Origin of the sequence: Streptomyces lushanensis, from assembly GCF_001700515.1 — a bacterium.
GTDB classification, from domain to species: Bacteria; Actinomycetota; Actinomycetes; order Streptomycetales; family Streptomycetaceae; genus Streptomyces; species Streptomyces lushanensis.
Map to the genome: position 1 here is coordinate 1 of NZ_MAUD01000092.1, position 24638 is coordinate 24638.

A 24638-nucleotide genomic window follows, 5' to 3' on the forward strand; every position below is an offset into this window, starting at 1 on the left:
GCCCGCCGGGACCTGGTCGCCGTACGCCGCCGAGGCGCCGGCACTGATCTGGCGCCCAATGCCTGAGCTGTCCCCCGACGCACTGCTGGCCCTGGACCGGGCCCACGTCTGGCATCCGTACGGGCCCATGCCGGGCCGTACCGCGCCGCTGGTCGTGGAGTCCGCGTCCGGGGTACGGCTGCGGCTGGCCCGGCCCGCGCACGGACAGCGCGAGTTGGTCGACGGCATGGCGTCCTGGTGGTCGGCGATCCACGGCTACAACCACCCGGAGCTCAACGCGGCGGCGCGCGGCCAGCTCGACCGGATGAGCCATGTGATGTTCGGCGGGCTCACGCACGAGCCCGCCGTCCGGCTCGCCTCACTGCTCGTCGAGATCACGCCCGAGCCGCTGCGCCATGTCTTTCTCTCCGACTCGGGCTCGGTGGCGGTCGAGGTCGCGGCGAAGATGTGCCTCCAGTACTGGCGCTCGCTGGGACGCCCGGAGAAGCGGCGGCTGCTGACCTGGCGCGGCGGCTACCACGGTGACACCTGGACGCCGATGTCCGTCTGCGACCCGGACGGCGGTATGCACGAGCTGTGGTCGGGGATCCTGCCGCGGCAGATCTTCGCGCAGGCCCCGCCGGTCGAGTACGAGGAGGGCTACGCGCGGGCGCTGCGCACCCTGATCGCCCGGCACGCGGAGGAGCTGGCGGCGGTCGTGGTCGAGCCGGTGGTACAGGGCGCGGGCGGAATGCGCTTCCACTCCCCCGAGTATCTGCGTGTGCTGCGGGAGGCGTGCGACACGCACGGTGTGCTGCTGATCTTCGACGAGATCGCGACGGGGTTCGGGCGTACGGGCACGCTCTTCGCCGCCGACCAGGCCGGCGTCTCGCCCGATGTGATGTGTCTGGGCAAGGCGCTGACCGGCGGTTATCTCTCCATGGCGGCAACGCTGTGCACCGCGCGGGTGGCCGACGGCATCTCGCGCGGTGAGGTGCCCGTACTGGCGCACGGACCGACGTTCATGGGCAATCCGCTGGCCTCGGCCGTCGCCCGCGCCTCGATCGAGCTGCTGCTCGGCCAGGACTGGGAGGGCGTGGTCAAGCGGATCGGGACGGGTCTGCGCGACGGGCTCGCCGAGGCAGTGTCACTGCCGGGGGTACGGGATGTCCGGGTGCTCGGCGCGATCGGTGTCGTCCAGCTCGACCACGAGGTGGACATGGCGACGGCGACCCGGGCGGCGGTGCGGGAGGGCGTCTGGCTGCGGCCGTTCCGCGATCTCGTCTACACGATGCCGCCGTATGTGACGGGTGACGACGATGTCGCACGGATCTGCCGCGCGGTGACCGCGGCGGCGCGGGAGGGCTGAGCCATGCCCGTGCTGATCGTGACGGGGACCGGGACGGAGATCGGCAAGACCGTCGTCACGGCGGCGGTCGCCGCGGCGGCGCTGGCGCGTGGACGTACGGTCGCGGTCCTCAAGCCCGCGCAGACCGGGATCGGTCCGGACGGACGGGGTGACGCGGCGGAGGTGGTACGGCTGGCGGGTCCGCTGACGGCGGCCGAACTGGCCCGGTTCCCCGAACCGCTGGCCCCGGCGACGGCGGCGCGCCGGGCCGGAGCGGCGCCGGTGCGGCCCGACGAGGTGGCCGAGGCGGCCGAGAAGCTGGCCGCCGGGCACGATCTGGTGCTGGTCGAGGGCGCGGGCGGGCTGCTCGTACGGTTCGACGGGCGAGGCGGGACGCTCGCGGACGCGGCCCGGCTGCTGGGGGCTCCGGTGCTGACGGTGGTCCCCGCCGGGCTCGGCACACTCAACACGACCGCGCTCACCGCCGAGGCTCTGCGGGCGAGATCGCTGACGCTCGCGGGTGTGGTGATCGGAAGCTGGCCGGCCGTGCCGGGGCTCGCGGAGCGGTGCAATCTGACGGATCTGCCGGAGGCGGCGGGGGCTCCGCTGCTGGGCGCGGTGCCGGAGGGCGCGGGCGCGCTGGATCCGGTGGAGTTCCGGGCGCGGGCGCCGCGGTGGCTGGCGCCTTCGCTGGACGGCCGGTGGAACGCGGCGCGGTTCGGTGCGGAGTACGCGGACGCGCCCGGGGCCGGGCCGGGGCTTCGGGCCGGGCCGGGGTCTTTCGCCGAGGACGGATGAGCGGCGGCCGTCGCCGTCCGCCGCTCAGAAGCTCCAGGCGCGCAGTTCGTCGGCGATGGCACGGACGTCGGCCGTGCCGTCCTTGACCAGCTTGGCGAGATCCCGTACGCGCTCCGGCGAGGTGGTGACCTTCAGTCCGCTGGCGACGAGATAGCCGTACGCCACGGCGGAGGCGAACAGCGCGTTGGAGCGCTCCAGCGCCGGCACATGGAGCAGCAGTTGCAGCAGGGCGGCGGCGCGGTCGGGCGCGTCCGCGTACACGGGGGTGCCGAATATCTCCGCCTCATGGCGGCTCACGGCCGCGACGAGCGCTCCCCAGTCGGTGACCTGCGGGTCGCCGGGTGTGTGGCGCTCCGCGACCATCAGGAGCCAGGCGAGTTCGATCCGAAGGGTCAACGCGCGCCTTCGCGCTCCGGGCCGAATTCCTCGGTGAAGACCGTCGCGTACTGCTTCATGAAGTCGGCGGCGGACTCGACGAAGGTGCGGCCGGCCTCGCCCTCGTCCTGTTTGACCAGCTCTTCGATGTAGCGGTTCACACTGATCCCGCGCTGGGAGGCCCGCCGCCGCGCGGTCTCCGCGGTGGTCTCCTCCACCCGTACGTTCAGCTGCGTCTTCGCCACCTCACCAAGCTAGCGCGCACACGCTAGTACCGGCAAGCGGAGCCGGGCGGCGAAGGGCGTCCGGATCCCGCGCGCCGACGGCGCGCGGTCCTGGTGCCGCTGACCGAATATGGGACGGAGGTGAACCGATGACCGAAGTCCTGCTGCTCGTGGTGGCGATCCTGCTGTCGCTCGCCTGCGGGGCCTTCGTCGCCGCGGAGTTCTCCCTGACCACCGTCGAACGCGGCGATCTGGAACGGGCCGCGGAGCGCGGCGAGCGGGGCGCGGCCGGGGCGCTGAGGGCCGTACGGAGTCTCACCTTCCAGCTCTCCGGCGCCCAGCTCGGTATCACCGTGACCAATCTCGTCGTCGGCATGCTCGCCCAGTCCTCGGTCGCCGAGCTGATCCGCGGTCCGGTGGAGGCCGCGGGGCTGTCCCCGCCGGTGGCCTCCTCGGTGGCGCTGATCATCGGTACGGCCCTGTCGACGGTCTTCGTGATGGTCGTCGGGGAGCTGGTGCCGAAGAACTGGGCGATCTCGTCGCCGCTGGCCGTCGCGAAGGTGGTGGGCACCCCGCAGCGCTGTTTCTCCTCGGCCTTCCGCCCGTTCATCCGCCATCTCAACAACACGGCGAACCGGATCGTACGCGGCTTCGGACTGGAGCCCATCGAGGAGCTGGCGTCCGCGCGCAGCCCGCAGGAACTGGTCGCGCTGGCCCGGCACTCCGCCAAGGAGGGCGCGCTGGAACAGGACACCGCCGAGCTGTTCGTACGGACCCTGAGCCTGGCCGGGCTGACCGCGGAGAACGTGATGACCCCGCGGGTACGTGTGATGGCCCTCGACGAACGGGCCACGGCGGAGGACGTCGCCAACGCCACCCGGGCCAGCGGTCTGTCGCGCTTTCCCGTCTACCGGGACAGTCTGGACACGGTGGTCGGGATCGCGCACATCAAGGACGTACTGGCGGTTCCGGCGGCGAGCCGGCCCCGGCGCACGGTGGCCGAGCTGCTGCGTGAACCGCTGCTGGTGCCCGAGACACTGACGGTCGACCGGCTGCTGGACCGGCTGTCGGGCGGCGCCACCATGGCCGTCGTCATCGACGAGTACGGCGGGACCGCGGGGGTCGTGACATTGGAGGACATCGTGGAGGAGGTCGTCGGCGAGGTACGCGACGAGCACGATCCGCAGGAGACCGCCGATCTGGCCCCGGTGGGCGAGGACGCGGAGGGCAGGGCGCTCTGGTCGGCGGACGGGGCGGCGCGCGCCGACCAGTTGCGGACCGTCGGTCTGCGGATGCCCGAGGGACCGTACGAGACGCTCGCCGGGCTCGTCGCCACCGAGCTGGGCCGTATCCCGGCCGAGGGCGACCGTCTCGCCCTGAACGGCTGGCTGCTGGAGGTCGTGGACGCCACGGGCCGGCGCGCGGCCCGGCTGCTGCTCCACGCGCCGGTGCGGGTGGCCGAGGCGAACGGGGCGTACGGGGAGGACGGGGCATCCGCGTGATCATCGCGATCCAGCTCTTCGTCGGTCTGCTGACCCTGGTCGTCAACGCGTTCTTCGTGGCGTCCGAGTTCGCGCTCGTCTCCGTACGGCGCAGCCAGATCGAACCGGAGGCCGAGGCGGGCAACCGGCGGGCGCGCCGGGTCATCTGGGGTCTGGAGCATGTGTCGGCGCTGCTGGCGGCGGCCCAGCTCGGCATCACGCTCTGCACGCTGGTGCTGGGTGTCGTCGCCGAGCCCGCCATCGCGCGACTGCTGGAGCCGTTCTTCAACGCCGTCGGGATGCCGCACGGTCTGGTGCATCCGGTCTCGTTCGTGATCGCGCTCGTCCTGGCGACCTATCTGCACATGCTGCTCGGCGAGATGGTGCCCAAGAACGTCGCCCTCGCGGGGCCCGCGCGGGCCGCGCTGCTGCTCGGTCCGCCGCTGGTGGCGCTGGCGCGGGCGCTGCGGCCGGTGATCTTCACCGTCAACGCCTTCGCCAACGGTCTGCTCAAACTGCTGCGCGTGGAGACCAGGAACGAGGTGACGGCGACCTTCTCCGACGACGAACTGTCCCGTCTGGTCACGGACGCGGGCCACGCGGGACTGCTCGACGACCGCGCCGCCGAGCGGCTGCACGACGCGCTGGAACTCGGGCGGCGGCCGGTGAGCGATGTGGTGATGCCGCTGGAGCGCGTGGTGTCCGTACGGCTCGGAGTCACGCCCGGGGAGCTGGAGGGCCTCTCGGCGCGGACCGGTTTCTCGCGCTTCCCGGTGGTCGACACCACCCGGCGGATCCTCGGCTATCTCCATGTGAAGGACGCCCTGGACGTGGCGCCGCGCGACGAGCCGTTCCCGGTCTCCGCGATGCGCGCGGTCGCGCGGGTACGGGCGGCGACCCCGATGGACGACGTACTGACCGCGATGCGCCGCGGCCGGACCCATCTCGCCGCCGTCCTGGACGAGGACGGCAGGCTGGAGGGCCTGGTGACGATGGAGGACGTCCTGCGCCAACTGGTGGGCAGACACGCGTGAACGGGGCTGGCCTCCGGCGGCCGGGGGCACACCCGGGGCCGGGGAAGGGCCGTACGTACCGCACGGTACGATCGCTCCGCCATGGAGATGAATGCCAACTACACCAGCTTTGTCGCGGTCGGTGACTCCTTCACCGAGGGCATGTCCGACCTCCTCCCCGACGGCTCGTACCGCGGCTGGGCGGATCTGCTCGCCGGACGTCTCGCCACCCGCGCCCCGGGCTTCCGGTACGCGAATCTCGCCGTACGCGGCAAGCTCATCGGCCAGATACTCGACGAGCAGGTGGACACCGCCGCGGCGATGTCGGCGGACGTGGTGACGCTGGTCGGCGGACTGAACGACACCCTGCGGCCCTCGTGCGACATGGGCCGGGTCCGGGGACTGCTCACCGAGGCCGTGGAGCGGCTGGCGCCGTCGTGCGGACAGCTCGTCCTGATGCGCAGCCCCGGCCGTGACGGCCCGGTGATGGAACGCTTCCGGCCGCGCATGGAGGAGCTGTTCCTCTGCGTCGAGGAGCTGGCGGCCCGGCACGGCGCGCTGGTCGTGGACCTGTACGGGGCTTCCGCACTCGGCGACCAGCGGCTGTGGGACACCGACCGGCTCCATCTCACCGCCGAGGGCCACCGCCGGGTCGCCGAGGCGGTCTGGCAGACGCTGGGACTGCCGGCGGAGGACGACTGGCGCGCGGAGCTGCCGCCGCCCGAGCCCGTACGGTGGGTGGCGCGGCGGGCCGAGGACGCGTGTTTCGCACGGCGGCATCTCGGGCCGTGGATCGTCCGCCGCGCGACCGGCCGCTCCTCCGGCGACGGCAGGCCGGCCAAACGTCCGGAGCTGCTCCCGTACGAGGTGCCCCTGGCGAGCCCGTCCGCCGACTGAGGACAGGGCCCGGCAGCCCGCACGGCCGACCGGGGGCACGGGGCGCGGCGGGCCGTCCCGGAGCCCTACCTGCGCGGACGTGCGCGGACCCGCCGGAACCGCCAGTAGAATCAGCTCACGTGACTGCCGTGACCGCGAAGCCTCGCATCCCCAATGTCCTTGCCGGCCGCTACGCCTCGGCGGAGCTGGCCGTGCTGTGGTCCCCCGAGCAGAAGGTGCGGCTGGAGCGTCAGCTCTGGCTGGCGGTGCTGCGGGCCCAGCGGGACCTCGGGATCGAGGTGCCCGACGCGGCGCTCGCCGACTACGAGCGGGTGCTCGACCAGGTCGACCTGGCGTCGATCGCCGAGCGCGAGAAGGTCACCCGGCACGATGTGAAGGCGCGGATCGAGGAGTTCAACGCCCTCGCCGGTCATGAGCAGGTGCACAAGGGCATGACCTCGCGCGATCTGACCGAGAATGTCGAGCAGCTCCAGATCCGGCTGTCGCTGGAGCTGACGCGGGACCGTACGGTCGCGGTGCTGGCCCGGCTCGGGAAGCTGGCGGGCGAGTACGGCGAGCTGGTCATGGCCGGCCGCTCGCACAACGTCGCCGCGCAGGCCACCACGCTCGGCAAGCGTTTCGCGACGGCCGCCGACGAACTGCTCGTGGCGTACGGACGGCTGGAGGATCTGCTCGGACGCTATCCGCTGCGCGGGATCAAGGGCCCTGTCGGCACCGCGCAGGACATGCTCGACCTGCTGGGCGGCGACACCGCGAAGCTGGCGGAGCTGGAGCGGCGGATCGCGGGCCATCTCGGCTTCGCGCAGGCCCTCACCTCGGTCGGCCAGGTGTATCCGCGCTCGCTCGACTACGACGTGGTGACCGCGCTGGTGCAGCTCGCCGCCGCGCCGTCGTCGGTCGCGAGGACCATCCGGCTGATGGCCGGGCACGAGCTGGTCACCGAGGGCTTCAAGCCGGGCCAGGTCGGCTCCTCCGCCATGCCGCACAAGATGAACACGCGCTCCTGCGAGCGGGTCAACGGGCTGATGGTGATCCTGCGCGGGTACGCGTCGATGACCGGCGAGCTGGCGGGCGACCAGTGGAACGAGGGTGACGTCTCCTGCTCGGTGGTGCGCCGGGTGGCGCTGCCGGACGCGTTCTTCGCGTTCGACGGGCTGCTGGAGACGTTCTTGACGGTGCTGGACGAGTTCGGCGCGTTCCCGGCGGTCGTGGCGCGCGAGCTGGACCGCTATCTGCCGTTCCTCGCCACGACGAAGGTCCTGATGGCCGCGGTGCGGGCCGGGGTGGGCCGCGAGGCCGCGCACGAGGTCATCAAGGAGCACGCGGTGGCGTCGGCGCTCGCGATGCGGGAGCGGGGCGCGGAGCGCAACGAACTGCTCGACCGGCTGGCGGCCGACGAGCGGATCCCGCTCGACCGCGCGGCGCTGGACGCGCTGATGGCGGACAAGCTGTCCTTCACGGGCGCGGCGGAGGACCAGATCGCGACGGTGGTGTCCCGGATCGGGGAGATCGCCGAGCAGCACCCGGAGGCGGCGGCGTACACGCCGGGCTCCATCCTGTAACGGCCCTGGCGCCTGGCGCCTGCACCACCCCTGGCGCCCGCGACGCGACCGGGCCACCGGGCCACCGGGCGAGGACGTCTTCGAGAGGCTGGACACCGTGCAGATGACCGTACCGATGGCTCCTTGTTCCTCGTTCCGTGACGCGGCGGCGGTGACCCGATGAGCGGGACCGACACGATCGTCGCCGCGGACGTCGTCGTCACCAGCCCCGGCCGCAACTTCGTGACCCTCAAGATCACCACGGCCGAGGGGCTGGTCGGCTGGGGCGACGCCACGCTCAACGGCCGTGAACTCGCCGTCGCCTCCTACCTCCGCGACCATGTCGCGCCGCTGCTCGTCGGCCGCGATCCGGCGAGGATCGAGGACACCTGGCAGTACCTCTACCGAGGCGCCTACTGGCGGCGCGGTCCCGTGACCATGACCTCCGTGGGCGCGGTGGACCTCGCCCTGTGGGACATCAAGGGCAAGGCCACCGGGCAGCCCGTCTACCAGCTTCTCGGCGGCGCGGTCCGCGACCGGATCCTCTGCTACACGCACGCCAGCGGCCGGGACGTGCCACAGCTCCTCGACGCCGTCGACGCCCGGCGCGAGCGCGGCTTCCGCGCGGTGCGGGCGCAGAGCGGTGTGCCCGGTCTCGGCACGGTCTACGGCGTGCGCGAGAGTGCTCCCGGACATGAGCCGGCCCCCGGACAGAAGCGGGCTCCCGGACCCGAGCGCGCGGACGGGCCCCGCACGGGGCCGCAGGAGGAGATCTGGGACACCGACTCGTATCTCCGGCACGCGCCCGGGATGCTCGCGGCGGTCCGCGAGCACGCGGGCCCCGAGCTGAAGCTGCTGCACGACGTGCACCACCGGCTCACTCCCGGCGAGGCCGCGCGGCTCGGCAGGGCGCTGGAGGCGGTGGACCTCTTCTGGCTGGAGGACGTGACCCCGGCCGAGAACCAGGAGGTGCTGCGCCATGTCCGGCGGCACACCACCGTGCCGCTGGCGATCGGCGAGGTGTTCAACACCGTCTGGGAGTGCCAGACGCTGATCACCGAACAGCTCGTCGACTTCGTCAGGACCTGTGTGACGCACGCGGGCGGGATCAGCCACCTCCGGCGGATCGCGGCCCTGGCCGAGCTCTGGCAGGTACGGCTCGGCCCGCACGGCCCTTCGGACATCTCACCGGTCGCGCTGGGGGCGTCCCTCCATGTCGGTCTGTCGACACCGAACTTCGCCATCCAGGAGTACATGGGGTACGAGCCGGTCGTCCACGAGGTCTTCCGCCACGCGTGGAGTTACGAGGACGGTCATCTGCACCCGGGGGACGGGCCCGGTCTCGGGATCGAGGTCGACGAGGCGCTGGCCGCCCGCTTCCCCTACGAGCCCGCCTATCTGCCCGTCGCCCGGCGGCTCGACGGCTCGATGACCGACTGGTGAGGATCGCCCGGGCGGGCAAGGCGCCGACCGCGCGGCGGGGGACCACCCGCCGCCGACGACGGGCGCCGCGGACGGCCGTGATGTGACGGCATGTCAGCGGCCCCCGGTCCGCCTCGGACGAGGAGACCGGGGGCCACGGCTCAGGGCCCGGTCTGCCAGGGACTCAGCCGGCCACCCGCGTCAGCCGTACCACCGGGATGTCCCTGTCCGTCTTCTTCGAGTACTCCTCGTACGGCGGGAACACCTCCACCAGCCCCGGCCACACCCGGGCCTTCTCCTCCGGCGACAAGGTCTCCGCCCGCGCGTCGAAGCGCTCGGCGCCCACCCTCAGCCGTACGTCCGGGTTCGCCTCCAGATTGAGGAACCACAGCGGGTGCACGTCCGCGCCGCCCATGGACGCCACGATCAGATAGTCGTCGCCGTCACGGCCGTAGATCAGCACGGTGCGCCGCCACTGTCCGGTGCGCCGGCCTCGGTAGTCCAGCAGCAGACACGGCGCTCCCTGCACCTCCGTGCCGCGGGCGCCGTTGGACTCCTCGTACGTCTTCGCCTGTTCGGCCACCCAGCCCGTGGGGCTGATCACCACATTGTCGTCCTGCGCCATCCCGGCTCCTCCGCCACTTCCGTCGCCAACACGCCCCACCCTAGTCAGCCCGGGTAACTCGATGGTCAGCCCCGCGTCCTCGCGACTCGCCGCACCGCCGACCACCGAGTAGCATCCGCCAAACACGCACGAGCTGGGAGGACATACCGTGGGGCGGCTGACCGGCGGAGACCCTTCTCTCCTGCGGCGGATCAACTCGGCCGTGGTGCTGCACGCCCTGCGCGGAGCCGGTCCTCTGACCCTCACCGATCTGACCCGGATCACGGATCTGTCCCGGCCGACCGTCGAGGGCGTGGTGGAGGGACTGATCGAGAGCGGCCTGGTCGTGGAGTGCGCCCCGGAGGAGGGCGAGACCCGTAAACAGGGCCGTCCCGCACGGCGGTTCCGCTTCCGCGCCGAGGCGGGCCATCTGCTCGGCATCGAGATCGGGGCGCACCGGATCGCCGCGCTGCTCTCCGGACTGGACGGCAGGATCATCGGTGCCGGGACGCGCGAGGTCTCGGAGAAGGCCGACGCGGACGAACGGCTGGACCGGGTACGGCTGGTGGTCGCCGATGTCCTGCGGCGCACCGGCGTACCGCGCGGCTCGCTGCGGGCGGTGGGTGTCGGCAGCCCCGGCATCGTGGAGGCCGACGGGACCGTACGACTGGGCACCGCGCTCCCCCAGTGGACCGGGCTGGCGCTCGGCGAGCGGCTGCGCCGCTCGTTCCGGTGTCCCGTCCTGGTGGAGAACGACGCCAACGCGGCGGCGGTGGCCGAGCAGTGGAAGGGCGCGGCCACCGACTCCGACGACATCGTCTTCGTACTGGCCGGGCTCAGTCCCGGGGCCGGCGCCATGATCGGCGGGCGGCTGCACCGCGGGTTCGGCGGGGCCGCGGGCGAGATCGGCGCGCTGCATCTGCTGGGCCGCGAGGTGACGCCCGAGACACTGCTGTCGACGACGGACGAGCCGCTCCATCCGCTCGACGAGCAGGCGGTGGCGAAGGTCTTCGCCCATGCCAAGGAGGGCGACATACGGGCCCGGGCGGCCGTCGAACGGTTCATCCAGCGGCTGGTGCACGACGTGGCGGCGCTGGTGCTGGCGCTGGATCCGGAGCTGGTGGTGATCGGCGGCTGGGCGGCCGGACTCGACGGCGTGCTGGACCCGCTGCGCGGCGAACTCTCCCGTTACTGTCTGCGCCCGCCGCGTGTGACGCTCTCGCTGCTGGGCGAGGCGGCGGTGGCGACGGGCGCGCTGCGACTGGCCCTGGACCATGTCGAGGAGCAGCTCTTCGCGGTGGAGAGCACGGTGACGTCCCGCCGCGACCGCTGAGGCGCGCGGCAGGGACCGTCGGCCGGTGAGAGGTGCGCCGGGGGCCGCCGCTCCCCGGGCGTGCGGAGGTGGGCGTTCGCCCCGGGAGCGGGCGTTCGTGCGGGGTGAGGCCCGCCCGGGGAGCCCGGCCGCCGGGCCTGTGGTGCCCTCGCGGGCGCCGGTGTCAGGAAGCCCTGCGCTCCTGCGGGTGGTCACCGGCGTGGTCGCTGATCTCCAGGTCGCCCGAGGCGCCGAACGTCAGCCGGCAGGTGTCGGCGCGGTAGGTCGCCACCGAGACCGCGGCCGTACGGCCGTCCACCACATAGCGCGTCGTGACCACGAGCACCGGAGCGCCCGGCAGCCGGTCCAGCGCCTTGGCGTCGTCGGCGCGCGCGGAGCCCAGCTCCACCGCGCGGTCCTGCCCGTCGAGGCAGAGCCGCTGAAGCTCACGCAGCACGCGACGGGCGCGGGCCGGCCCGGACGGCGAGTCGATCGCCGACAGCTCCGGCACGGACGAGGACGGTACGTAGAGCAGCTCCGCCGCCACGGACTGGCCGTGCGTGACCCGGATCCTGCGGACCGTGTGGACCTCTTTGCCGGTCTCCGTCTCCAGCAGCCGGGCCACCGCGGCACCGACGGGCGCCAGGGCGCAGTCGATCGGCTGCCAGGCGTCCTGGGCGGCGCCCGGCCATTCGTGCTGGGCCGTCGAGACGTCCACACCCACCCGCGGCGGCGCGACGGTCGTACCGACACCGCGGCGGCGCTGGAGCCGGCCTTCCAGTTCGAGCTGTTCGAGCGCCTGCCTCAGCGTGGCGCGCGCGACGCCGAAACGAGCGGCCAGTTCACGCTCGTTGGGCAGGATCTCGCCCACCGCGAAGTCGGAGTCGAGTGCTTCGCCGAGAACGGTCTTGAGGTGCCAGTACTTAGGCTCCGGCACTGTTTCAAGCTGCGTGGTCCCCACCCTGATCCTCCGCACTCGCCGTGTCCCCGGCGGATTTTCCGTGCAATGTTTATTAAAGGTTCCTGCACTAACTAGCGACGATAGGACCGCCCATCCAGTTGGTCAAGACCAATCCTGCTTCGGTCACCGAGAGAAGTCACTCCCCGACTCAGGGTGTTCACAGTACGTTCGTACACCAGTGAGGCGCAGGTGACACGGAGTCCCGCGGCCGAAAGGGACACGGGACCCCGTAACGTGTGGAGCGGCGAGCAGGGCTTACAGGACGGGCCGCCCGGAAACCACGCCGGCGAGCTTGTCCGGATTCCGCACGATGTGAACGGACCGCACCGTGCCGTCGGCGATCTCCAGCTGGAGAACGAGATCCGGCTTTCCCTCGCTGAGGACCAGCAGTGCCACAGCGCCGTTGATCTCCACGATCCGGTGTTCGTAACGGGACGCCTCGGCCGCGACAGCGGTGAGGAACCGCGCCACCTTGTCGGCACCCTCGATGATCCGCAGAGGCGCCTTGGCCTTGCCGCCGCTGTCGCCGACGAGCCGGACGTCCGGCGCCAGCAGACCGATCAGGGCCTCCATGTCACCGCCGCCGGCCGCCGCGAGGAACCGCTCGGTGAGATCGCGGCGTTCGGCGGGATCCACGTCGTACCGGGGCCTGCGCTCCTCGACATGGCGGCGGGCACGGCCCGCGAGCTGACGGACGGCCGCCTCGCTCCGGTCCAGTACGGCGGCGATCTCGCCGAACGGGAAGCCGAAGGCCTCGCGCAGGACGAACACCGCGCGCTCCAGCGGCGAGAGGGACTCCAGGACGACCAGTACGGCGAGCGAGACCGAGTCGGCGAGCACGGCGCGTTCGGCCGTGTCGGGCGCGGCGGGACCGTAGTCGGTGACGATCGGCTCCGGCAGCCAGGGCCCCACATAGGCCTCGCGCCGTGACTGGGCCTGGCGCAGCCGGTCGATGGCGAGCCGGGTGGTGATCCGTACGAGATAGGCGCGCGGCTCGCGGACGTCCGATCGCCCTTCCCCGCTCCAGCGCAGCCATGCCTCCTGCACCACGTCCTCGGCGTCGGCGAACCGGCCGAGCATGCGGTAGGCCACCGCGGTCAGGACGCTCCGGTGCCTTTCGAACTCGCCGGTCTCCCCGGTCTGCCCGGTCTCGCCGGTGTCATCGGTCTCACCGATTTCCGCGGCTCGACCTGTCCGGCTGGTCTTCCGCGTCGTGCCGGATTCATTCGTGTCCGTCGTCTCGGTCGCCACCGTCCCATCCCAGCCCAGTGCCTGTCGGCTGTCCAGGTGACGCGCGTGCGGACGGGCGTCTTCGGGACACGGACCTGCGGTACGGGGCCCGGCGGGGCGGCCGGTTGTTCATACGGGGTTCGCGCGGTGGCCGCCGCCGCCGACTAGGCATGGCACGACACCCCGGCATCCACCTGCCCAGGAGACTCATCGATGTCGAACAGCCCCAGAAACAACCCCGATCCGTCCCCGGCCACCGACATTCCCCCCGTCGACGGCGCGAACTCCCCCGCCCGCCGCAGTGTGCTGCGCGGTTCGCTCGCCGCCTCGGCCGCGCTGGCCCTCCCCGGCGCCGCGCTCGCCACCGCCGCCCCGGCCCAGGCCCGGTCAGGACGGCCGAGCGCCGCCTGGGGCGTGCAGGCCGGCGACATCACCACCTCCACCGGGCTGGTGTGGGTGCGGTCCGACCGGGCCGCCCGGATGACCGTGGAGACCTCGGCCACCGAGTCGTTCCGCCGCGCCCGGACCTGGCACGGCCCCCTGCTCGGTCCCGGCAGCGACTTCACCGGGACGGTCCCGCTGAGCGGGCTGCCCGCCGGTGAGCAGGTGCACTACCGGGTCACGCTCGCCGACCCGCACGATCCGCGCCGTACCGGCGAGCCGGTGTACGGCACGTTCCGTACGGCGCCCGCGAAGCGCCGGCAGGGGGTGCGTTTCGTCTGGTCCGGCGACATCGCGGGCCAGGGCTGGGGCATCAATCCGGACATCGGCGGCTTCCGCGTGTACGAGGACATGCGCCGGCTCAACCCGGACTTCTTCCTGTGCAGCGGGGACACGATCTACGCGGACGGTGTGATCGAGCCGAGCGTGACGCTGCCCGACGGGCGTGTCTACCGGAACATCACCACCGAGGAGAAGTCCAAGGTGGCGGAGACGCTCGACGAGTACCGGGGCAACTTCCGCTACAACCTGCTCGACACGAACGTCCGCCGGTTCAACGCGCAGGTGCCGTCCATCGTCCAGTGGGACGACCACGAGGTGCGCAACAACTGGTACCCCGGGCAGATCCTCGACGACGTGCGCTACACCGAGAAGAACGTGGATGTGCTCGCCGCGCGCTCCACGCAGGCGTTCCACGAGTACTTCCCCCTCTCCGGTTCGGGCGCGCGCGGTACGGAGCGACGCGTTCACCGGGTGGTGAACCATGGTCCGCTGCTCGATGTGTTCGTCCTCGACATGCGGACCTACCGCAACGCCAACTCGCCCGGCCGGCAGGCCGACGACACGACCGGCATCCTGGGCGCCGAGCAGCTCCGCTGGCTCAAGCGTGAACTGTCGCGCTCCCGCGCGGTGTGGAAGGTGATCGCCGCCGACATGCCGATCGGTCTGGTCGTACCGGACGGTACGGCGAACATCGAGGCCATCGCCCAGGGCGACCCCGGCGCGCCGCTCGGCCGGGAGCTCCAGATCGCCGAACTGCTGCGGTACGTCAAGCACCAGCGGATCACCGGCACGCTGTGGCTGACGGCGGATGTGCACCACACCTCGGCGCAGCACTACGAGCCGGAGCGGGCCGCGTTCAAGGACTTCGCGCCGTTCTGGGAGTTCGTGTCGGGACCGCTCGCCGCGGGCCAGTTCCAGGCCAGTGCCCTGGACGGCACGTTCGGCCCGAACCGGGTGTACGTCAAGGCCCCGGACCGGGCGAATGTCTCGCCGATGGAGGCGCCGCAGCTCTTCGGTGAGGTCGACATCGACGGCGGCAGCGGTGAGCTGACGGTGCGTCTGCGGGCTCAGGGCGGCACGGTGCTGTTCACCAAGGTGCTCCAGCCGGGCCGCGTCGGGCAGTAGCAGCGGTTGCCGCGGTGGACGCGGCGGACGCACCGGGCGCGGTAGGCGCATCGGGCGCGGCGGCCGACGGGGGGCGGGGCGCGGGCGGTTGGCATCCACCGGCCGCGCCCCGGTCGTTCGCGCCCGGCCGTCCGCGGTCGTGCCGTGCCCGGCGCGCGGTCCGGGCAGGGTCCGGGCACGGGGCGCTCGCTCGTCCGAGGCCGATTGTCAGTGCCGGGATCTAACGTCCTTTCCATGACGCGATCCACGCAGGCAATGGCCTACTCCCGTCCGTCCGCCCTGGAGAGCGCCCCGGGCGGGCAGCTCCTCGGTCTGGAGACCTCCGGCGGGCTGACTCCCACCGGCGCCGAGGCGCATCCCCGGTTCTTCTCGGGCTTCCTGGCCTCGCCGAGGGCCGCCGCCCGGGGGCTGCTCGCGGTCGCGGATGTCGCCGGCGCCCGTTACCACCAGCGGATACCGGGCCGTTCGCTGGACCCGGTGGTGACGGGGAACGGCGACCGTCTGCGCTTCGAGTCGTTCTCCGGCTGCTGCGGGGTGTACGCGCGGCTCGACGTGGAGCCGGACGGGCTCGACGGCGCCCGGACGGGCCATGGCACGACCAATGTGGATGTCAACAGTCCGCTGCGCGAGGCCCTGTCCCGGATGACCGGCGACGATCCGCTCCATCTGCGGGTGGGTCCGGACGAGCTGGCGGTCACCACCGTCGACGGGCCGGTGGTGGAGAAGAAGGTTCCGCTGCCGGACAGGTGGCTGCGGGGCTTCGCGGAGGCACAGGTCGTCTCCGCCGGGTTCGATCTGCGGGCCGAACTGCCCGCCGGGGAGGCCGTCCGTTTTCTGCGGTCGCTGCCGAGCGGTTCGGGCACGGCCTCGCGCGGCGCGCGGTGGGTCGTACCGGCGGGGAGGTCGCTGCGGCCGACCACCAGGCCGGTGCCCGGAGCCGTCTGTCTGCCGGGTCCCGAGCGGCTGGCCGCCTTGGGGCGGGTGCTGCGGGACGCCACGGCGCTGCGGGTGTACGGACCGGTGACGGACGGGGCGCCGACGGCGAGTGCCTGGGAGGCGGTGCTGCCGGGCATGCGGCTCACACTGACGCTGTCGCCGGGCGCGGCGCGCGGCTTCTCGGGCGAGGGCGGAGTGCTGGAGGCGCTGGCCACCGGAGAGGCGGCGGAGGACGCCGAGTTGGTGTCCGTACTGCTGGCGTGGGAGCCGCGGATCGATCCGGCGGAGCTGGCCGGACAGTCGGGGCTGACGGTCGAGCGGGTGCGGGCGGCGCTGACCCGGCTCGGTACGGCGGGCCGGGTGGGGTACGACCTCGCGGACGCGTCGTACTTCCATCGCGAGCTGCCCTACGACGCGGACCGCGCCGAGCGGCACAATCCACGGCTGGTCGCGGCCAGGGCCCTGCTCTCCTCGGGTGCGGTGGCGCCGGCGCCGGACGGCGAGCATGGCTCCGTGGCCTCGGGCGAGCGGCGCTATCAGGTCCGGGAGGCGGCCGGTGTGCTGAGCTGCACCTGCCAGTGGTGGGCGGAGTACCGGGGCAGGCGCGGCCCGTGCAAGCACGCGCTGGCCGTCCGAATGGCGCGGCGCGAGGCCGTGGTGACGGGCGCGAGCGGTGCGACGGGCGGGGCCGTTGTGACGCGTGGCGGTGCGCGATGAGCGAGTTGCTCGACGCCGTGCGGGCGGGCCGTGTCCAGGACATTCCCGGGCTGGTCAAGCCGCTGGGCGCGGCGGACAGGAAGACGGAGCTGGCATCGCTGAAGGCGCTCCGCACGGAGATGCGCGGCTGGCCCTGGGGCCAGTGGCGCGAGCGCAGAAAGACGGGATACGCGCTGCTGGTGGCCGGGGCCGGCTGTCATACGGGGGCCGCGGCCACGGCGGCCTGGATCGGCGCCCGCGAGATCCGTGCAGGTCTCGGGCTGCCGCACGCCGAGCTCCTCGACCTGCTCGCGGAGCGGGATCCCGGCTGGCTCGGGGATGTCGCGCACCGGCTCGCGGGCCGGGCGTCGACCGCGCGGCTCGACTATCCGCTGATCGCGGACCTGGTGCGGCTCGCGGGATGTCCCGTGCCGACCACGGACGCGTTCGTGCACGGCTGGGCGGACGCCGTCCCGTCGCACGGCAGGCTGCTGCCCGCGCTCCGGACGGACCCTCTGGTGCGGACCATGGTGCCCCGGCTCTTCGCGACGGCCGAACTCCCCTCCCCCCTCGGCTGGTACGGCGATGCCGAGGAACCGCACCACTGGCCGACGGCACTCACCGTCCTCGCCGAGGAGGGCGTGGTGGAGCGGAGTCTGCTCGTGGACTCCTGCGTCGCGCGTCTGCTGCGCGGCGGCGCACCGGGCGATCTGGGCTTCTTCCTCAATCTGCTGCGCCGGCTCGCGCTGACCGCCGCCGAGGAGCGGGAGCATCTGGCCGACTGGATCGGTATGGCGGCGGACGGGACCTCGGCGGTGGCGGGCTACGCGCAGGGCGTGCTCGGCAGAATGGCGCTCGCGGGTGATCTGCCGGTGCGCAGCCTCGCCGACATGTCACGATCGGTGCTGTTCCGGCCGGAGAAGAAGCTCGTCAGGGCGCAACTGGTGCTGCTGGGCAAGGTGCTGCGCACGGACGGCGGCTCCGCCGATGAGCTGCTGGCCGTCGTCGCCGAGGCGTTCGGGCACGAGGACACGGCCGTCCAGGAGCGGGCGCTGAAGCTGGTGGCGCGTCATCTCTCCGCCGCCGGTGCCGGGTCGCGGGCCGAACTGGCCCTGGCGGCGGCGGCGTTGAGCCCGGTCCATCGGGAGCGGGCCACCGAGGTGTTCGGCGAACCGCCGGCGGAGCCGGATCCGGTCCCGTACGAGGAGATCCTGCCGCCCGTGCCGGTGCCGGCCCGTCTCGCTCCCGCCCCGGCGGACCGCGCCGAGCTGGTCGAGGAGGTGGTGGCGCTGATCGTCTCGCGCGAGGAGGTGGCCACGTTCGAACGGACGCTGGACGGTCTGGTACGTCATGCCTACCGGGACCGGGAGGCGCTCGCCGACGCGCTCAAGGACGCGCTGGCCGCCCGCTGGTGGCTCGGCACCGCATCGGACCAGGACCGCGACCAGCGGTTCTCCAGGATCCCCCGTGGAGTGGAGGTGGTGGCCGCCTCCATCTGCGAACGGGTCTCCGTCACGGCACTGTGGAACACCAGGTCCCGCGCGGCGGTACGGCAGTCCTGCGCCCACACCGTGCTGAACGGAGTCACCGAGGCACGGCTGTGGGAGGCCGCCCATCTGCTGCGCACCCGGCCACTGCCCTTCCTGCTGGCCACGCCGACCTGGGAGACGGGTGCGCTGGATCCCGATGTCCTGGTCGAGCGGCTCGGCGAGTACCAGCGGCTCTGTGCCACCCCGGCCCCGGTGGACTTCGCCCAGGCCCTGCTCCGGGTCCGGCGCGGCTCCCACCCGGAGGCGGCGCGCGCGGCGGCGGCGCTCGGCACTCCTGAGGGCGACCGGCTGGCCGCCTGGCTCAGCGGGGAGGGAACGGCACTGCCCGCGCTCGACCCGGCCGGGGAGCCCCGGCGGCCGGAGGCGGACGGGCCCGCCGGAGAGGGCCGCCGCCTGCTGGAGGCGGCGGCAGGCCGGATAGGCGCGGTCAGGGAACGGCTGGCGATCCACCGGGAGTTCCCGCCGGCCTTCCGCTGGCTGGGCAGTCCCGTGCGGCCCACCGGAAGGGGTTGCCATCACTGGGGCTCCGGCGTCCACTGGCCCGCCGTACTGCCCGAGGACCGGGAAACACTCGCCGGGTGGCTGCTGCACGAGGTGGCGGCCTGCGCGCGGGACGACCGGCGCGGCGGCTCCTGGTGGCTGCCGGTGCTCGCCGAGAGCGGTGGTCCCGCCGGTGCCGTACTGCATCAGGCCGTGGCGTACGGACTCGGTGCCCGGCATCCGGACGACCGGCTGTCCGCCGTCGACGCGCTGCTGGTGCTGACCGCCCGCGGTGACCTGGACGGACCGCTGCTCGGTCGCGAACTGGCCACACTGGTGACCTCCGAGGCCGTCAAGGCCAACCGGCCGGCCGACGCCCTTCGCACGGCCGCGGCGACCGGTGCGTACGCCACGGTCTGGTCGGTGCTCGGCGCCGCACTGCCCGGCCTGCTCGCGGCGGAGGCCGCACGGCCACGGCCCGCCGCAAGGGCGCGGACCGTGGCCGCCCGGACCGTGACCACCCAGCCCGTGGCGGCCGGGACGGTGCCCGCCGGGACCGGCACGGCGAAGGCCCCTGCGGCCGTACGTCCCGGCCTCGGGGATCTGCTGGCCGTGGCCGCGGAGTGTGTGGAGCACTGCGGCGCGCGGGACGCGATACCGGGGCTGGCCGAATCGGCCGGCCGTGGCGGCTCCTCGCGCCTCGCCTCCCAGGCGGCCCGGCTGCTGGCCGCATTGCGTCAGGGAAACGATCACTCCCAGCCAGAATTGGCCGAAGATCGCCCAAATGGGAACAGAACCATCCTTAACCCATCAGTCACAAACCGTTCGTGATCACGCAACACCATTCCGTCAAAGTGAGGTCATGACCAATGTGACGTCTGCGAAGAGTGTCCGCCGCCCCCATCACTGGCGGCGGGACCTGGTCGAGCTGGCCGCGCTGTTCACCGCGGTGGCGGTCGCCGACTCCGTGGCGAACATGATCGCGCATGGACCCGACGGTACGTTTCTCCTGTTCGCCTCCGCCCTGACCCTGATCGCCACCGCCGCCTTCCACACATGGTGGGCGCGCAGGCACAGTCATGCCCCGCCGACCGCCCTCGTCCCCGGCACGGGCGGGACGGCCCGGACCGGCGCCGCGACCGCGACCGGCCGGACGGGCACCGGCGCCCTGTCCGTACCGCCCCTTCCCGATCCCCGGCAGGGAGCCCTCCCGGCCGGGACGGCGGAGACGGTGCTCTGGCGGATGCGGACCACCGTGCGGGACGAGCCGGGCAGTCTGGCCGCGCTGTGCACGGCGTTCGCCACGCTCCAGGTGGACATCCTCACGCTCCAGACGCATCCGCTGGCCGAGGGCACGGTGGACGAGTTCCTGCTGCGGGCCCCGGCCGCGCTCCAGGCGAAGGACCTCATCGGCGAGGTCTCGGCCGCGGGCGGCAGCAGCACCTGGATCGAGCGCGCCGACACGCACGACCTGGTGGACACGCCGACCCGGGTGCTGGGCCTGGCCACCCGTACGGCCCTGGACGGCGCCGAGCTGCCTCTCGCCCTGCGCCAGTTGCTCGGCCGCTGCACGATCCACTCGCGGCCCGCCCTCCAGCTCACCGGAAGCACCACCGGTGAGAGCGCGCCGGTCGAAGGCGTGCTGGACGGGACGGAGATGCGGCTGAACGACCCGAACGGCGGAAGCATCACCGTCGAGCGCCCGTACCTCGCCTTCACACCCACCGAATTCGCGCGGGCCCGCGCCCTGGTCGAACTGGACGCCCGGCTCGGCCCCCGCATCCCCCGCGGCCAGGATGTGCTGACGCTCCCGGAGGGTGAGGAGATCATCGTGCGGCGTGCCGATCACGCGGACCTCGACGCGGCGCTCGCCATGCACGGCCGCTGCTCCGAGCGCACGCTGAGCCGCCGCTACCACGGCCCGGTGGGCGACGCGGACCGCTATCTCCACCATCTGCTCAGCCCGCGCTTCGGCCGTACGCTCGCGGTCGAGTCGGCCTCCGGGCGGCTGATCGCCCTCGGGCATCTGCTCTGGGACGGCGACGAGACGGAGGTCGCGCTGATCGTCGAGGACGCCTGGCAGCGGCGCGGCATCGGCTCCGAGCTGCTGGGCCGGCTGGTCGCGCTCGCCGTGGAGGCACACTGCACCCAGGTGTACGCCGTCACCCAGGCGTCCAACACCGCCATGGTCGCGACCATGCGTGAACTCGGTCTGCCGCTGGACTACCAGATCGAGGAGGGCACACTCGTCATCACGGCCCGGCTGGACCCGAGGTCCGTGTCGGTGCTGCCGCCGTACGGGGACCCGGGTCTGTTCGACCATCACGGCCAGGCCGACCGCTGAGCGCCCGCGCAACCGCCGCGCACCCGAGCACCTGAACACGCCATATCCGAGCACTTCTCCCGTACGGACCGGACACCTCGCGTACAGCCCCGCGCAGCCCACCGGGTCCGTACGGTCCCCACGGGCGCGGCGGTGGAACATCCCGATCCGGCCAAACTCGGCGGCGGTCCGGAGTCCGCCCCGGGCCCCGGCCTGCCCGTCTGCGGACGGAACGAATCCGGCTCTTGGCCCGAAGCCGCCTCCTTCGCCTCCCGGGCGCCTCCCGGCCGCTGCTCAAGTGGCCTTCCGGCAGGGCGATCGCGGGCCGCTCAAGCCTCTGTCGTCGGCCAATCCGCCCATGCCACGGAATTCATGATGTGACGAGGGCGCTCCGTCTTGGAGAAGATGGCCCGCATGTCAGACACAGCCGGCAGCGCGCTGCCCCGCCAGGTCGCCGACGCCTACGTCGACGCACTCATCGAACTCGATCCCATCACCGGCACCTTTCTGGGCGTCGCGGAAAGTTCCCGTCGCCTTCCCGATTTCTCCCCGGCCGGTCAGCAGGCTCTCGCCGATCTCGCCCGGGAGACGCTCGCACGGCTCGACCGGGCCGAGACGCTGCCGGGCGCGGACGCCGATGCCGAGCGGTGCTGCGGCCGGCTGCTGCGTGAGCGGCTGACGGCGGAGCTCGCCGTCCACGACGCCGACGAAGGGCTGCGCAAGGTCAGCAACATCCACTCGCCGGCGCATCACATCCGCGATGTGTTCACCGTGACACCGGCCGAGACGGACGAGGACTGGTCGGCGATCGCCGAGCGGCTGCGGGCCGTGCCCGCGGCGCTGGGCGGGTTCCGCGCCTCGCTCGCTCTGGGACTCGAACGCAAGCTGTACGCCGGGCCGCGCCCCACCGCGACCTTCGTCGGCCAGCTCACGGAGTGGGCCGGTGAGGAGCGCGGCTGGTTCGAGGAGTTCGCCTCGGCGGGCCCCGAGTCGCTCCGTACCGAACTGGACGACGCCGCGCGCGGGGCCACCGCCGCCGTCACGGAGCTGCGCGACTGGATCCGCGATGTGTACGCGCCCGCCGTCGAGGACGCGCCGGACACCGTGGGCCGGGAGCGCTACGCCCGCTGGTCGCGCTACTTCAACGGCACCGATCTGGATCTGGACGAGGCGTACACGTACGGCTGGTCCGAGTACCACCGGCTGCTGGCGGAGATGAGGACCGAGGCCGAGAAGATCCTTCCCGGCGCGGGTCCCTGGGAGGCACTCGCGCATCTTGAGGAGCACGGCAAGCACATCGAGGGCGTCGACGAGGTCAGGGAGTGGCTCCAGAACCTCATGGACGAGGCCATCGAGGCGCTGGACGGCACGCACTTCGAACTCGCCGAGCAGGTACGGAAGGTGGAGTCCCGGATCGCGCCTCCCGGCGGGCCGGCCGCGCCGTACTACAGCAGCCCGTCGGAGGACTTCTCCCGGCCCGGCCGCACCTGGCTCCCGACCATGGGCGCCACCCGCTTCCCCGTGTACGACCTGGTGTCCACCTGGTACCACGAAGGCGTCCCCGGCCATCATCTCCAGCTCGCCCAGTGGACGCTGGTCGCCGACCAGCTCTCCCGCTACCAGGCGACCGTCGGCATGGTCAGCGCCAACGCGGAGGGCTGGGCGCTCTACGCGGAGCGGCTCATGGACGAGCTGGGCTTCCTGCCGGACGCGGAGCGCAGGATCGGTTATCTGGACGCGCAGATGATGCGGGCCTGCCGGGTGATCGTGGACATCGGCATGCATCTGGAGATGGAGATCCCGGCGGATTCGCCGTTCCACCCGGGCGAGCGGTGGACACCGGAGCTGGCACAGGAGTTCTTCGGGAACCACAGCGGCCGTCCCGCGGACTTCGTGGAGAGCGAGCTGACCCGCTATCTCTCGATGCCGGGCCAGGCGATCGGCTACAAGCTGGGCGAGCGCGCCTGGCTGCTCGGGCGGGAGAACGCCCGTAAGGCACACGGCGAGGCGTTCGACGCGAAGGCCTGGCACATGGCGGCGCTGTCGCAGGGCTCGCTGGGTCTGGACGATCTGGTGGAAGAGCTCTCCAAGCTCTGAGCGACGGTGGCGGTAGGTGTACGGCGGCTGCCGGTCCCGGCCGAAGGGCCCGGGCCCGGCAGCGTCCGCCGGCCGCGCGGCGCCCCCGCGAGCCACGGTCCCGCCCGGACTCAGGCGCCGGCCGTCCGGTTCAGCGGCGGAAACCGCCCTCCGAGTCGATGACCTGACCGGTGATCCACTCGGCCTCGTCGGTGGCGAGCCAGGCGATCAGCCGGGCCGGCTCGTCGGGCATGCCCCAGCGTCCGGCCGGGAACAGCGCGGCGACCCTCTCGTAGGCGGCGCCCGTCAGATAACCGGTGTCGACGGGACCGGGGTTGACGGTGTTGACCGTCACCGCGAGATCCGCGAGCGTGGTGGCCAGGGACCGCGTGGCCGAGGCGAGGGCCCCCTTGGCCAGCCCGTACGCGATCTCCTCCGGCATTCCGCCGCCGTGGTCCTGACCGGAGGTCATCATGACGACCCGGCCGCCGGGCGTACGGGCGGCAAGCGCGGCCCGCAGCCGTGCGTACGCCTGGACGAGCAGCACGACCGACCGGGTGTCGACCGCCCAGTGCGCGTCGAGCATCGCCGCGTCGACGGCGTCGAGCGTGCCGTCGCAACCGCTGAGCGCGTGGTTGGCGACGAGGATGTCGAGCCGGCCGCCGAGCGCCTCGGCGGCGGCGCCGATCAGTTCTGCGGGTGCCTCGGGCGCGGACAGATCGGCGGGACCGTGCACCACCCGCGCCGCCGGATCCGCCCGTGCCTGCCGTACCCGCGCGGCGACTCCTTCCGCTCCCTCGGGATCGGCGCCCCAGGGCTGATCCGCGTCGTGCGGCACATGGTGATGGAGATAGACGCTCGCGCCGTACGCGACCAGCCGCCGCGCGATCGCGCAGCCGATGCCGTCACGGCGGCTGGCCCCGGTCACCAGCGCGGTCCGGCCGCGCAGCGGCAACGGGTCACGGCGCAGGGCCAGGGGGTCGGGGAAGTCAACGGTGGAATCAGGTCCGGTCATGGGCGCCCATGATCGCCTGCACCGGACGCGGCGGACAACCGTGATTGCCCGTGGCCCGCCGCCCACCCCCTCGCCCGTCGCCGACCCGCGCCGCCGGGCCGGCGTCCGATGTCCGCAGGGGTCAGGGGAGCAGGGGGATCTCTATCGCCGGGCAGCGGTCCATGACCATGTCGAGACCCGCCGCGCGGGTGCGGTCGTACGCGGCCTCGTCGATCACGCCGAGCTGGAACCAGACGGCCTTCGCCCCGATGGTCACCGCCTCGTCCGCGACGGCGCCCGCCAGGTCGCTGTTGACGAAGACGTCCACCACGTCGACGTCGAAGGGGATGGCGCCGAGGGAGGCGTAGCCCTGCTCTCCGTGCACCGTCTCGGCCTTCGGGTGCACGGGGACGATCCGCTTGCCGTAGCGCTGGAGGACCTTCGCGACTCCGTGGGCGGGGCGCCGCTCGTTCGAGGAGAGACCGACGATCGCCCAGGTGTCGCCGAGCTCTTCGAGGATCTTGCGGACGGTGTCCGTCTCGCTGTGCAC

General features: G+C 72.8%; 20 protein-coding genes. 13 read left to right on the top strand and 7 right to left on the bottom strand.

Annotated elements, in window-relative coordinates; all coding sequences use genetic code 11:
* Nucleotides 1-58: 58 nt before the first annotated feature.
* Nucleotides 59-1348 (top strand): adenosylmethionine--8-amino-7-oxononanoate transaminase, encoded by a 1290-nt coding sequence (locus BFF77_RS08900; protein ID WP_066946059.1) that lies wholly within the window; start codon nt 59-61, stop codon nt 1346-1348.
* 3 nt (nt 1349-1351) lie between these two features.
* Complete coding sequence (gene bioD / locus BFF77_RS08905) at nt 1352-2125, top strand: dethiobiotin synthase (protein WP_066945991.1); 774 nt, start codon at nt 1352-1354, stop codon at nt 2123-2125.
* Between the two features lie 24 nt (nt 2126-2149).
* Here the strand turns inward: bioD and BFF77_RS08910 are convergent, their stop codons facing one another.
* Both BFF77_RS08910 and BFF77_RS08915 read right to left on the bottom strand, forming a co-directional pair.
* Nucleotides 2150-2521 carry a fic family toxin-antitoxin system, toxin component gene (locus BFF77_RS08910; protein ID WP_066945994.1) on the bottom strand — a complete coding sequence of 124 codons (372 nt, stop codon included), beginning with the start codon at nt 2519-2521 and terminating at the stop codon, nt 2150-2152.
* On the bottom strand, nt 2518-2745 hold the full coding sequence (locus BFF77_RS08915; protein WP_066945997.1) for an antitoxin: 228 nt from the start codon (nt 2743-2745) through the stop codon (nt 2518-2520). Before BFF77_RS08915 ends, BFF77_RS08910 begins: the two co-directional genes overlap by 4 nt.
* Nucleotides 2746-2873: 128 nt before the next feature.
* Between BFF77_RS08915 and BFF77_RS08920 the strand changes: the two genes are divergently transcribed.
* From BFF77_RS08920 to manD, 5 genes are all read left to right on the top strand, one after another.
* The gene (locus BFF77_RS08920; protein ID WP_066946000.1) at nt 2874-4226 is read left to right on the top strand and encodes a hemolysin family protein; all 1353 of its coding nucleotides are present in this window, start codon (nt 2874-2876) and stop codon (nt 4224-4226) included.
* Nucleotides 4226-5239, top strand: a complete 1014-nt coding sequence (locus BFF77_RS08925; protein WP_066946062.1) for a hemolysin family protein — start codon at nt 4226-4228, stop codon at nt 5237-5239. The genes BFF77_RS08920 and BFF77_RS08925 overlap by 1 nt, the downstream gene beginning before the upstream one ends.
* Nucleotides 5240-5320: 81 nt before the next feature.
* The gene (locus BFF77_RS08930; protein ID WP_066946004.1) at nt 5321-6115 is read left to right on the top strand and encodes an SGNH/GDSL hydrolase family protein; all 795 of its coding nucleotides are present in this window, start codon (nt 5321-5323) and stop codon (nt 6113-6115) included.
* A 119-nt stretch (nt 6116-6234) separates the two neighbouring features.
* Complete coding sequence (purB, locus tag BFF77_RS08935) at nt 6235-7677, top strand: adenylosuccinate lyase (protein ID WP_211280188.1); 1443 nt, start codon at nt 6235-6237, stop codon at nt 7675-7677.
* A 159-nt stretch (nt 7678-7836) separates the two neighbouring features.
* Nucleotides 7837-9099, top strand: a complete 1263-nt coding sequence (manD, locus tag BFF77_RS08940) for a D-mannonate dehydratase ManD (protein ID WP_066946010.1) — start codon at nt 7837-7839, stop codon at nt 9097-9099.
* Nucleotides 9100-9262: 163 nt separating this feature from the next.
* Here the strand turns inward: manD and BFF77_RS08945 are convergent, their stop codons facing one another.
* Complete coding sequence (locus BFF77_RS08945) at nt 9263-9703, bottom strand: nitroreductase family deazaflavin-dependent oxidoreductase (protein ID WP_066946013.1); 441 nt, start codon at nt 9701-9703, stop codon at nt 9263-9265.
* Between the two features lie 148 nt (nt 9704-9851).
* Between BFF77_RS08945 and BFF77_RS08950 the strand changes: the two genes are divergently transcribed.
* A complete protein-coding gene (locus BFF77_RS08950) occupies nt 9852-11015 on the top strand; it encodes an ROK family transcriptional regulator (protein WP_066946016.1) in 1164 nt (387 codons plus the stop codon).
* A gap of 163 nt (nt 11016-11178) precedes the next feature.
* Here BFF77_RS08950 and BFF77_RS08955 read toward each other — a convergent pair whose 3' ends face one another.
* Nucleotides 11179-11955, bottom strand: a complete 777-nt coding sequence (locus BFF77_RS08955) for a GntR family transcriptional regulator (RefSeq protein ID WP_066946019.1) — start codon at nt 11953-11955, stop codon at nt 11179-11181.
* 255 nt (nt 11956-12210) lie between these two features.
* Nucleotides 12211-13131, bottom strand: coding sequence for an RNA polymerase sigma factor SigJ (gene sigJ / locus BFF77_RS08960; RefSeq protein ID WP_066946065.1), 921 nt, complete (start codon nt 13129-13131; stop codon nt 12211-12213).
* 267 nt (nt 13132-13398) lie between these two features.
* Here sigJ and BFF77_RS08965 point away from each other — a divergent pair, with 267 nt between their 5' ends.
* From BFF77_RS08965 to BFF77_RS08985, 5 genes are all read left to right on the top strand, one after another.
* On the top strand, nt 13399-15033 hold the full coding sequence (locus tag BFF77_RS08965) for an alkaline phosphatase D family protein (RefSeq protein ID WP_079124962.1): 1635 nt from the start codon (nt 13399-13401) through the stop codon (nt 15031-15033).
* Between the two features lie 234 nt (nt 15034-15267).
* Nucleotides 15268-16686 (top strand): SWIM zinc finger family protein, encoded by a 1419-nt coding sequence (locus BFF77_RS08970; RefSeq protein WP_066946021.1) that lies wholly within the window; start codon nt 15268-15270, stop codon nt 16684-16686.
* Nucleotides 16683-19526, top strand: a complete 2844-nt coding sequence (locus BFF77_RS08975; protein WP_066946024.1) for a DUF7824 domain-containing protein — start codon at nt 16683-16685, stop codon at nt 19524-19526. The genes BFF77_RS08970 and BFF77_RS08975 overlap by 4 nt, the downstream gene beginning before the upstream one ends.
* Nucleotides 19527-19557: 31 nt before the next feature.
* Entirely contained in the window at nt 19558-21039 is a 1482-nt protein-coding gene (locus tag BFF77_RS08980) for a GNAT family N-acetyltransferase (protein ID WP_079124963.1), read from the top strand.
* Nucleotides 21040-21432: 393 nt separating this feature from the next.
* Nucleotides 21433-23115 carry a DUF885 domain-containing protein gene (locus tag BFF77_RS08985; RefSeq protein ID WP_066946074.1) on the top strand — a complete coding sequence of 561 codons (1683 nt, stop codon included), beginning with the start codon at nt 21433-21435 and terminating at the stop codon, nt 23113-23115.
* Nucleotides 23116-23245: 130 nt separating this feature from the next.
* Here BFF77_RS08985 and BFF77_RS08990 read toward each other — a convergent pair whose 3' ends face one another.
* The gene (locus tag BFF77_RS08990; RefSeq protein ID WP_066946027.1) at nt 23246-24109 is read right to left on the bottom strand and encodes an SDR family oxidoreductase; all 864 of its coding nucleotides are present in this window, start codon (nt 24107-24109) and stop codon (nt 23246-23248) included.
* Nucleotides 24110-24230: 121 nt separating this feature from the next.
* Complete coding sequence (locus BFF77_RS08995) at nt 24231-24638, bottom strand: CoA-binding protein (protein ID WP_066946030.1); 408 nt, start codon at nt 24636-24638, stop codon at nt 24231-24233.

Excerpts from the sequence above, each read along its gene's own strand:
- BFF77_RS08900 (WP_066946059.1), top strand. The coding sequence starts at position 59 with ATGCCTGAGCTGTCCCCCGACGCACTGCTGGCCCTGGACCGGGCCCAC.
- bioD (WP_066945991.1), top strand. The coding sequence starts at position 1,352 with ATGCCCGTGCTGATCGTGACGGGGACCGGGACGGAGATCGGCAAGACC.
- BFF77_RS08920 (WP_066946000.1), top strand. The coding sequence starts at position 2,874 with ATGACCGAAGTCCTGCTGCTCGTGGTGGCGATCCTGCTGTCGCTCGCC.
- BFF77_RS08930 (WP_066946004.1), top strand. The coding sequence starts at position 5,321 with ATGGAGATGAATGCCAACTACACCAGCTTTGTCGCGGTCGGTGACTCC.
- manD (WP_066946010.1), top strand. The coding sequence starts at position 7,837 with ATGAGCGGGACCGACACGATCGTCGCCGCGGACGTCGTCGTCACCAGC.
- BFF77_RS08945 (WP_066946013.1), bottom strand. The coding sequence starts at position 9,703 with ATGGCGCAGGACGACAATGTGGTGATCAGCCCCACGGGCTGGGTGGCC.
- BFF77_RS08965 (WP_079124962.1), top strand. The coding sequence starts at position 13,399 with ATGTCGAACAGCCCCAGAAACAACCCCGATCCGTCCCCGGCCACCGAC.
- BFF77_RS08970 (WP_066946021.1), top strand. The coding sequence starts at position 15,268 with ATGACGCGATCCACGCAGGCAATGGCCTACTCCCGTCCGTCCGCCCTG.
- BFF77_RS08975 (WP_066946024.1), top strand. The coding sequence starts at position 16,683 with ATGAGCGAGTTGCTCGACGCCGTGCGGGCGGGCCGTGTCCAGGACATT.
- BFF77_RS08980 (WP_079124963.1), top strand. The coding sequence starts at position 19,558 with ATGACCAATGTGACGTCTGCGAAGAGTGTCCGCCGCCCCCATCACTGG.
- BFF77_RS08985 (WP_066946074.1), top strand. The coding sequence starts at position 21,433 with ATGTCAGACACAGCCGGCAGCGCGCTGCCCCGCCAGGTCGCCGACGCC.
- BFF77_RS08990 (WP_066946027.1), bottom strand. The coding sequence starts at position 24,109 with ATGACCGGACCTGATTCCACCGTTGACTTCCCCGACCCCCTGGCCCTG.